The sequence below is a fragment of the Butyrivibrio sp. INlla14 genome, from assembly GCF_900102515.1.
Classification (GTDB): domain Bacteria; phylum Bacillota; class Clostridia; order Lachnospirales; family Lachnospiraceae; genus Butyrivibrio.
On the sequence record NZ_FMVS01000004.1, the window covers coordinates 228,110 to 235,473 of the forward strand.

Here is a 7,364-nt window from a genome sequence, read left to right on the forward strand (position 1 = left end):
GTGCTCCTTCCATATTTTTTAGGCCTTCACTCTATATAGCGATATTAATCATAGCATGGTTACACATGAAGTCATAAATATTGGTAAAAATATTAGAAAAAAGAAAAGCCCGTTAATCTTCAAATATTTAGGATATAATGAATAGAGCAAGGCAAGATGCTTTGAGTAATGATTGTTTAGGGAGAATTGAAATGTTTGAGATAACTGTAGAAAAAGAAAATGGTGATTATTCCACCATAACAGAGGCGATACAGGCTGTTCCATATGAAGAGAGTGCTGTGATCCATATTGGAAGTGGAATTTTCAGGGAAAAGATATTCTGTGAAAAAAGAGATATCTCTTTTACCGGAGAGGGAATTGATAAGACCATAATTGAATATGATGACGGAGCTTTCGATACAATGGAAGATGGCTCAAAAAGAGGAACATTCAGGTCATATACTGCCTTTTTTGGCGGAAAAAAGGTGTCGGTCAGCAATATGACAATAGCCAATACTGCAGGAGATGGATCGCTTCGCGGCCAGGCCATAGCAGTGTATGCAGATGCTGATGAATGTCACTTTGAGAATGTGAAGATGACCGGCCATCAGGACACTCTTTTCTGTGCTCCACTTCCTCTTACTGAGAGGCAAAAGAATGGCTTTATGGGGCCTAGAAAGCTGAACGCGAGAAAACTTACAAAACAGTACTATAAGAACTGTGAAATCTACGGTGATGTGGACTTTATTTTTGGCGGCGCAGACGCTGAATTTGAGGATTGCCTTATTCAGTGTAATAACAGAAAGCGTAATGTGATGGAATGCGGTGGAACTGATGTTGAAAGTGGAAAAGACTCAGAGAAACGCTTTGTAAACGGCTATATTACAGCTGCCTGCGGCAGCAAAGACAATCAGGGCTTTATATTCAGAAATTGCATCATCAAGGGCGAGGAAGGGTGCGAAAAAGGCTCCGTATTTCTGGGACGCCCATGGCGCGACGAGGCTAGAACCGTATTTATTGACTGCAAGATGGATAAATCCATTGCTCCCGAGAGATTTTCCGGATGGGGAGCCATAGATAAGGATCAGCCAGATACCTACTATGGAGAAAGGGGCAGTGTTTCCCTTGAGGATGGACAACCTATTTCTTTGGACAGGAAGAATTCCTGGGTTAGGGATATTTAAGGCCACTCAGAGCAGAACGCATATCAGGGAGGTGTTTTTTTCTTGAGATCGGCATTATCTTCTAGCCTTATACCTGCTGTTTTCTGTAAAAACAGGAAATATGCCTGCCGTGATATGAGATGTTAGCGATTGCGGCAGACGGATTTTGGGTGAGTTGTCTGCTGTGATATGAGATGTTTCTGATTATGGCAGACATTTTTAGTGTAGTTTGTCTGCTGTAATTTTAGATTATTTCGATTGCGGTAGACAATTATAGGTCAGTATGTCGGCCGCTTTGTGACATTCTTCAAATAAAGCAGACATGCTAGGAACAAAATGTCTGCCGAAAAAAATAAAATATTGGATGTAGCAGACAAAACAGGTATGATACGTTGAGAAACACATGTTTTGGAATAAAACGTTAATGAAAGGAACCACGCACAATGGGTGTTGATGTAACTATTCGCAATAAGAAATTTATTAAAAAGCCACTGACCATAGCCGATGTGGCAGGCAGCAATCCCTACGGACATGCTGATGAGTATTTCAGGCTTGAGGACGGGCTTATACAGGGTACCAATATCATTTATGACAAAAGACATATCGGAAGAGGCTTCGAATTTGTTTGGACAGGGGACGACAGAAACGAAATTTCATTAAGGCTAAACTTTCTGTCCACCAATTACGACATTCATCTGTTTTATGAGTGCATTAAAAATATCATGACCCTCTGGGGAGCAAAAGAATTTACGCAGGATGGTTCAAACTACAGGCTGAGCGATTTAGATGATTGCGAGGCAAAGACCTGCGAATACAATATGAAATATCTTTCAGAGCAGAAGGAAAGGGCCAATGAATTTGGAAAAACGATCATTCTGGGTGCAATAAATCCCGTGGTTCTTGAGTGCAACGCTATTGCAGAATTTGCCGATAGGGGTGATCTTGAAGGTTATGCTATGCTCTTACATAACACTCAGGCCCAGGATTTGTACTATGCGGTTCCGAGAATATACAGAATCGGACAGAGTACATTCTTTGGTAATTACGCCGTTACCGCAACCGCAGACGCGGTTTTCCCGCTGAAGGCCTGCGAGCCTATATTTTTCAAAAATCCCGATACGGGAGAAGATCTTAAATGTGATTTTTTCACGGTATCTTTATGTTCACTTGAGAAAGATGCTATCGTAGCCAGAATCTCTTTTGATGACTTCAAAAAAGAGGTTGATCTTGACTCGTTGTCCAGGTATGATGCTGAGCATGTGATCTTGCGTGACATGACCGAGGAACGCATTGACCAGATTGTTGCCAAGAATTATCCAGATCCTGTAACAACATTTTAATAGACAAAGTCCGAGGCACAATTTATCACATGACATGCTATCCTATCCTAAGCCACAGCTCTGCCGTATGGTGAAGCTCTTTTCCTGTTTTCTCATAAGGATGTGCTATATAACTGCGACGTTTCAGATACATAATAAAAAAGCTGTCAATCCGCATTATTCTGCAAATGGTTAGCATTGTCTAACAAAGAGTGCTAACATACTTATATGAGTTTCGTGATGAATTGAGGAGAGTTTAAGCGATGACATTTGAAGAAATGGGAAATATGAGTGGGAAGACTTTAATGTTGATTCCCGGAACATGCTGTGACTGGCAGACAAATTTTGGAACGGTGATAGACAGGTTGTCAGAGAATTATCATCTGATCTGTGTCAATTATGATGGCTTTGATGGAGGAAAAGACATTTTCCCGGATATGATAACTATTACAGAGAAAATAGAGAAATATATTCTGGAAAACTATGCGGGGAGGATAGATGGAGCAATTGGTTCATCCCTCGGTTCCAGCTTTGTTGGCCAACTTATACAGAGGGAGAATGTACATCTTGATCATGGAATTTTTGGTAGCCCTGATCTGGATCAAAGTGGAAAACTAGCTGCATGGCTTCAATCAAAGCTTGTAGTTCCGTTACTTACAAGCTTTACGGGAAGTGAGAAGAAACGGAATAAGACTAGAGAAAAGCTCAAAAGCTTCTTTTTGATGAATGATGAAACTGCTGATAAATTCATGGAGTGTTTTGCAAAGTTTAGTCCTGAATCAATCAAGAATGAGTATTACACAGATCTTCTTACACATCTTAAGGATGACATCTATGTGGAACATACAAAAGTTCATTTTATATATGCCAATAAAATGGGTGAAAAGTATTTAAAACGCTATAAAAAGTATTTTAGGGATCCAGAGATTAGGGAGTTTAATATGCAGCATGAGCAGTGGCTTTTTGGAGAGGAGAGGTATTCAGCGCCTGTTATAAAGGCTATTGATGAATTCATGCAGGAGCCGGTATGAGATAGAAATGCCAGAAAATGGCTATGATTTTAAGTATGATTGGGACTAAGGGCAAACAATTGATGGTATGGTATTGCTTTTTGCTTAGGAGCACAATATCTAGGGCTTGCAAAACAGAACATGAGTTCGTATAATATAATTACATCGAACGTATGTTTGTGAGTTTTGTGATAAGTAGGTTCTTGGATATGAGCAGGATTATAGATAATGTAGATGTGATATGTGAGCACAAGGCGGATGGAAGCGTGATACCTCTGCGTTTCAGGTTGCTAAACGAGGATGGGGTTTATGAGGCCTATACTATAAAGGGATATCGGCAGTTATATAGTAAGGAGACCTATAGAACTCCGGATGGGGTCTATGTATGCAGTAAGGACAGAGTATTCGAATGCAGAGTACTGATACTTGATATGTATAGGACTGTGCGGCTATACTTCGATCTAGATAAGGTTTCCTGGAAGATTGCAATCTGAGCTTTTGTAGGTATATAGAGTAGGAGAGGAGCGAAAATTGTTAATTCAAATTCTCGGGAGGTGAAGAATAGTTAAATGATAATTGAAACAGAAAGATTGATACTTCGCCCATTTAAGGATGGTGACGAAAAGGATGTATTTGAATATTTAAATGAACCGGCTGTAAATTGTTTTTCAAATATGAAACTTCACTCTATGGAGGAGGCAAAAGAAGAGGTTTTAAGAAGATCTGCGGAAATAGAGTACTATTTTGCGATAGTACTTAAGGATTCCGGAAAAGTAATTGGCGAGATTGAGGCTTATCCAGAACCTGCAGATGAGCATGGTGCTGATCCAAAGATGGATACCTTTAGCCCATGCTGGATGCTGAATAATAATTATCAAGGTAAAGGATATGCCTACGAGGCAGCACATGCTTTCTTTGATTATCTTTTCAGGGATAAAGGAGCAAGGCGCATATATGCCTATACTGAGGATTACAACAAGGCGAGTCAGCGTCTTTGCGAGAAACTTGGAATGAGACAGGAAGGCCTTTTCAAGGAGTTCATCAGCTTTGTTAAGAATCTTGATGGAACTCCGCTTTACGAAAACACCTACCAGTATGCCATTTTGAAAAAAGAGTGGAATACAAAATAGCTATGAATTTTAGAAGGGAATTTCGAAATAAAGATGAAAATGATGTGATATATTCAAGAAGACTAGAAACTTTGACACTTCTTGATGGTAAGGATATGGATATTTCAGATGTGGCTGATGAGTTTAAAAAGGACTGTAGAAAACTATTCTTTGGCTATTTGCTCGCCTTCATGTTTTCAGCATCATTTCTTATATTTGTGATGCCATATGGAAATGATTCTTATGATCCTGCTGCATTGTTAAGGGATGTGATAGTAATTACCGTATTTGTATGTATAATGATATATTGCATTTATGGGATAGTATCTATATGGAAAGCCAGATATAGGAGTGGCTATAAGGGAATACGTGGAACTTGCGAAAACGTGGTTCAGACATATTCAAGAAGTGGGAATTACTGTGCATATCATTGTACTACAGAGCTAGGAGAGCATGGTATTGCTTTTGTGAATGGACTGCGTCCGAGAGTAGCAGAAGGAGATTTCATAGTATATATAAGGGTCGTAAATCATGACCTGATCTATGTTGATAAGAGGAAAGGTAAAAATGAATATTGATGTAAATCTTAACATTCATTATACAGCTCCAGACCATGTTTGGGAAAATATTGGTAAAGTTTATGAATCTATGCCATACTGGGCAGGAAATGATAATGGCCCCAGTTGGAAAGGCGAAAGCGTGGATCTTTGGGCATCAGCCGAACCAAGCGGGATACAGCTTGCGGGTGAAATGCCACAAGATATCTGGGAAGAGTGGTATCAGGATCTTAAAGAGAAGCTCACCAAAGTTCTTGGATATGAGATAGGGGAACCAGAAGATGGCTATGATTTTAAGTATGATTGGGACTAAGAGGAAAAGATTGGACATATACAAGAAAATGAAAACTACAAAAAAGCTGATCAAGTTGCTGATTTTTCTTTTGCCTTTATTGCTGATGCACTCATTTAGTGTAACAGCCTATGCTGATATGGGAGACAAGCCCTCTGTTGACCTTACAATAATTAATCCGCCGGAAGGCGAATATTATGTCGGGCTATTGCAGTATACTAGTAGAGAGGACAATCTGGAAGGTTTGACAAACTCGCCGCTTACGGTGAATTACAGCAATCAGGAAGAAATTGAGGAATATCTGGAAAATTTTTATTATGATGGCTGGTATTTTTTTGATTATCCAGACACATGGATGAACAGTCTTAAGTCTAATGAACGACAAAAATATAGCTTTGATTACTGGGCACCATCTTATTTCAGGGCGGTCGTAATAGACAAGTACGGAAATGTAACTATAAGTGAGCCATGTGACGCTGTTGAGTACCATTGCTATGCTACGATGGATTATTCTACTGGAGAACTGTTAGAAGATACTACAACTCAGCTACGCAATCGGATTTTAAGCACTATTAGAAATGTGATGTTTACTTATATCATTGAAGGCCTGGTTCTGGTGTTTATGTTTAAATATCCGTTGACTAAAGGTAATATACTGGCGTTTATAATAGCAAACGGTGTAACACAATTCTTTCTAAACAGGTTGATGTATTTTAAACCCATACGATTAGGAATGGCAATGCTGCTGGCATTAGCTATCATGGAAATTATAATATGGGTTGGTGAAGGATTATTCTACGGTTTTGTGCTCAGGTGCAAAGATGGCTATGGTAATTTCTTGAAGAGCTTTGGCTATGGAATAGTAGCAAATCTGCTGAGTATGTTCGGCGGATTTATAATTATAGGAATAGGAACCTTGATTTTGGCAGGTATAAGGTAGGAGAGGAGCGATAACACTATGGCAAAGGTTATTTTATTAAATGGAAGTCCAAAGACAAATGGATGCACGAAAGCTGCACTTGATGAGATGGTTAAGGTGTTTAATGAAGAAGGAATAGAGACAGAGATCATCCATGTTGGTAATAAGGATATCAGAGGATGTGTTTCCTGTGGCTACTGTGAGAACAATGGGAAATGTGTAGTTAATGATCTGGTCAACGAGGTGGCTGCTAAGTTTGAAGAGGCAGATGGACTTGTTGTGGGAAGCCCTGTTTACTACGGCTCACCTAATGGCACCATACTATCTTTTATGGACAGACTTTTTTACAGCACTTCATTCTCCAAGCATATGAAGGTTGGAGCGGCTGTGGTTAGCGCCAGAAGAGGTGGTAACACAGCTAGCTTTGACGTATTGAATAAGTATTTCACAATAAGCGGAATGCCTGTGGCTTCCAGCACATATTGGAATCAGGTACATGGATTCACTGCTGAGGATGTTAAGAAGGATCTTGAGGGACTTCAGACCATGAGAAACCTTGCCAGAAACATGTCATTTATGATCAAGGCATTCGCAGATGCAAAAGAGAAGTATGGCCTTCCTATAGTTGAAAGGGGCGCATTTACAAGTTTTCCGGATGGCAAATAACGTCAAGAAAAAAATGTTAAAAAAGTTGTTGACACTAATATAGGCCAGTGATATATTTATATACGTTGCTGCTGCGGACACGAAGCGACGCAAATGCAGCAATGGAGCGGATTCTAAGCTCCTGTACCTTGACAAATAAACAGTAATGCAACCCTGAAAAGATTCCAAAAAGTATTGAGCAGGGCAAAAGATGAAATAAGCAAGTCGAGCAAGCTTGCTTGCAGAGAATTGATTATTTCAGCTTTTATTTTGCGAAAGCAAAAGCTTGGGAATTACGAAGTAATTCGCAAGACCGCTCGATAGAGAATTTATTCAGAACAAAATTAGTAAATAACGGACAGAACAAAAAG

The 7,364-nt window shown here is 39.6% G+C and carries 9 protein-coding genes; all 9 read left to right on the forward strand.

What is annotated here, in order from left to right; translation table 11 throughout:
* The first annotated feature begins 191 nt into the window (after positions 1-191).
* Positions 192-1,163, forward strand: a complete 972-nt coding sequence (locus BLO53_RS03425; protein WP_176757147.1) for a pectinesterase family protein — start codon at positions 192-194, stop codon at positions 1,161-1,163.
* A gap of 422 nt (positions 1,164-1,585) precedes the next feature.
* Positions 1,586-2,482 carry a DUF4299 family protein gene (locus BLO53_RS03430; RefSeq protein WP_092059115.1) on the forward strand — a complete coding sequence of 299 codons (897 nt, stop codon included), beginning with the start codon at positions 1,586-1,588 and terminating at the stop codon, positions 2,480-2,482.
* 242 nt (positions 2,483-2,724) lie between these two features.
* Positions 2,725-3,492, forward strand: a complete 768-nt coding sequence (locus BLO53_RS03435) for an alpha/beta fold hydrolase (RefSeq protein ID WP_242875286.1) — start codon at positions 2,725-2,727, stop codon at positions 3,490-3,492.
* 188 nt (positions 3,493-3,680) lie between these two features.
* The gene (locus BLO53_RS03440) at positions 3,681-3,965 is read left to right on the forward strand and encodes a hypothetical protein (RefSeq protein ID WP_092059116.1); all 285 of its coding nucleotides are present in this window, start codon (positions 3,681-3,683) and stop codon (positions 3,963-3,965) included.
* Positions 3,966-4,040: 75 nt separating this feature from the next.
* Positions 4,041-4,601 (forward strand): GNAT family N-acetyltransferase, encoded by a 561-nt coding sequence (locus BLO53_RS03445; RefSeq protein WP_092059117.1) that lies wholly within the window; start codon positions 4,041-4,043, stop codon positions 4,599-4,601.
* Positions 4,586-5,158 carry a hypothetical protein gene (locus BLO53_RS03450; RefSeq protein WP_242875287.1) on the forward strand — a complete coding sequence of 191 codons (573 nt, stop codon included), beginning with the start codon at positions 4,586-4,588 and terminating at the stop codon, positions 5,156-5,158. Before BLO53_RS03445 ends, BLO53_RS03450 begins: the two co-directional genes overlap by 16 nt.
* Positions 5,148-5,450, forward strand: a complete 303-nt coding sequence (locus tag BLO53_RS03455; RefSeq protein ID WP_092059119.1) for a hypothetical protein — start codon at positions 5,148-5,150, stop codon at positions 5,448-5,450. The genes BLO53_RS03450 and BLO53_RS03455 overlap by 11 nt, the downstream gene beginning before the upstream one ends.
* Positions 5,419-6,369, forward strand: a complete 951-nt coding sequence (locus BLO53_RS03460; protein WP_092059120.1) for a hypothetical protein — start codon at positions 5,419-5,421, stop codon at positions 6,367-6,369. The genes BLO53_RS03455 and BLO53_RS03460 overlap by 32 nt, the downstream gene beginning before the upstream one ends.
* An 18-nt stretch (positions 6,370-6,387) precedes the next feature.
* Positions 6,388-7,014, forward strand: coding sequence for a flavodoxin family protein (locus BLO53_RS03465; protein ID WP_092059121.1), 627 nt, complete (start codon positions 6,388-6,390; stop codon positions 7,012-7,014).
* Positions 7,015-7,364 lie beyond the last annotated feature (350 nt).

What these genes read in the sequence shown, in the direction of transcription:
- BLO53_RS03430 (WP_092059115.1), top strand. Translation starts at nt 1,586, where the DNA reads ATGGGTGTTGATGTAACTATTCGCAATAAGAAATTTATTAAAAAGCCA.
- BLO53_RS03460 (WP_092059120.1), top strand. Translation starts at nt 5,419, where the DNA reads ATGGCTATGATTTTAAGTATGATTGGGACTAAGAGGAAAAGATTGGAC.
- BLO53_RS03425 (WP_176757147.1), top strand. Translation starts at nt 192, where the DNA reads ATGTTTGAGATAACTGTAGAAAAAGAAAATGGTGATTATTCCACCATA.
- BLO53_RS03465 (WP_092059121.1), top strand. Translation starts at nt 6,388, where the DNA reads ATGGCAAAGGTTATTTTATTAAATGGAAGTCCAAAGACAAATGGATGC.
- BLO53_RS03445 (WP_092059117.1), top strand. Translation starts at nt 4,041, where the DNA reads ATGATAATTGAAACAGAAAGATTGATACTTCGCCCATTTAAGGATGGT.
- BLO53_RS03435 (WP_242875286.1), top strand. Translation starts at nt 2,725, where the DNA reads ATGACATTTGAAGAAATGGGAAATATGAGTGGGAAGACTTTAATGTTG.
- BLO53_RS03440 (WP_092059116.1), top strand. Translation starts at nt 3,681, where the DNA reads ATGAGCAGGATTATAGATAATGTAGATGTGATATGTGAGCACAAGGCG.
- BLO53_RS03455 (WP_092059119.1), top strand. Translation starts at nt 5,148, where the DNA reads ATGAATATTGATGTAAATCTTAACATTCATTATACAGCTCCAGACCAT.